At 73.2% G+C, this 1,777-nt stretch carries 1 protein-coding gene; it reads left to right on the top strand.

All coding sequences use genetic code 11. The annotated features are described in order from the left end of the window. Window positions 1-1,777: acyltransferase domain-containing protein (locus A8711_RS32565; protein WP_176722917.1), on the top strand; the 1,777-nt coding region annotated here is incomplete at both ends.

The following is a 1,777-nucleotide window of genomic DNA, read 5'->3' on the forward strand; positions in this document are numbered from 1 at the left end:
TGTCGGCGGGTCGTCGGGCGGTGTTGTTCACGGGTCAGGGTTCGCAGCGTGTGGGTATGGGCCGGGAGTTGTACGAGGCGTTCCCGGTGTTCGCGGCGTCGTTCGACGAAGTGTGCGCGGAGATTGATCCGCGTCTGCCGCGTGCGTTGCGCGAGGTGGTGTTCGCGGAGCCGGGTTCGGAGACTGCGGCTCTGGTGGATCAGACGGTGTTCGCGCAGGCGGGGTTGTTCGCGGTGGAGGTGGCGTTGTGGGAGTTGCTCGCGTCGTGGGGTGTGCGGGCGGATTTCCTGGCGGGTCATTCGATCGGTGAGGTGACGGCCGCGTACGTGTCGGGGATGTTGTCGCTGTCGGACGCCTGTTCCCTGGTGGCGGCGCGGGGTCGGTTGATGCAGGCGTTGCCGGCCGGTGGCGTGATGGCGGCGGTCGGTGCGTCGGAGGAGGCTGTCGCCGAGTTGATCGGTGTGACCGGCGTGGCGGTGGACGTGGCGGCGGTGAACGGTCCGGCGTCGGTGGTGGTGTCGGGTGCCGTCGGCGAGGTGGCTTCGGTGGTGGCGGCCTGCCGTGAGCGGGGTTGGCGGGTCAAGGAACTGGCGGTCAGTCACGCGTTCCATTCGCGGTTGATGGATCCGATGCTGGACGAGTTCGCGTCGGTGGTGGCGGGGCTGGACTGGCAGCCGCCGCGGGTGCCGGTGGTGTCGAACGTGACCGGCGCGGTCGCGGACGCGGCGGAGCTGACCGACCCGGGCTACTGGGTGCGGCACGTGCGGCAGCCGGTGCGCTTCGCCGACGGGGTGGCGACGTTGCGGGCACAGGGGGTGGACACCTTCCTGGAGATCGGCCCGGACGCGGTCCTCACCGCCATGGCCGCCGAGGCGGACACCGCCGACGACGTGCGGTACGTCGCCACGCTGCGCCGCAGCCAGCCCGACGTCACCACCCTCACCACTGCAGCCGGGCAGCTCTGGGCCGCCGGCGTGGCCGTCGACTGGGCGGCGTACCTCGGCCAGACCGGAACCCGGCCGCGCGCGGTGGAACTGCCCACCTACGCCTTCGACAGGCAGCGCTACTGGCTGGAGGACCCCCAGCCCGGCTCGGCTCCGGAGCGGGCCGACGCCCCGTCCGACGAGCAGTTCTGGGCGGCGGTCGAGTCCGGGGACCTCGGCGTGCTGGGCGAGGATCTCGCCGTGGGCGCGGACGAGCCGTCCACGGCGCTGCTGCCCAAGCTCGCCCGGTGGCGGCGGGCGACGCAGCAGCGGGCGGTCGTCGACTCCTGGCGGTACCGGGCGACGTGGCGTACGGCCGCCGTGCCGGACTCCGCGACGTTGGCGGGAACCTGGCTGCTGCTGATGGCGCCCGGGCAGGAGGACCACCCGGTGGCCGCGGCGCTGGCTGCCCGGGCCGACCGGGCGGTCCCGGTGCTGATCCCGGCCGGCGCCGACCGCGACCGGGTGGCGCGGCTGCTGCTGGAGGCGATGAGCTCCGACGCCCGGGACGCCCACGTGGTGTCCCTGCTGTCGCTGGCCGAGCCGCGGGAGGCGTCCCCGGTTCCGGCCGCCGCCGAGGTGTCGACGGCGCTGGCTGTGGTGCAGGCGCTGACCGACGTCGGTGGGTCGGGCCGGTTGTGGTGGCTGACGCGCGGGGCGGTGTCGGTCGGCGACTCGGACGAGCTGGCGGATGTCGCGGGTTCTGCGGTGTGGGGTTTGGGTCGGGTGGTGGGTTTGGAGGTGCCGTTGCGGTGGGGTGGTTTGGTGGATTTGCCGGGTGTGTTGGGTGGGGG

Origin of the sequence: Micromonospora sp. II, assembly GCF_001709195.1 — a bacterium.
GTDB classification, from domain to species: Bacteria; Actinomycetota; Actinomycetes; order Mycobacteriales; family Micromonosporaceae; genus Micromonospora; species Micromonospora chalcea.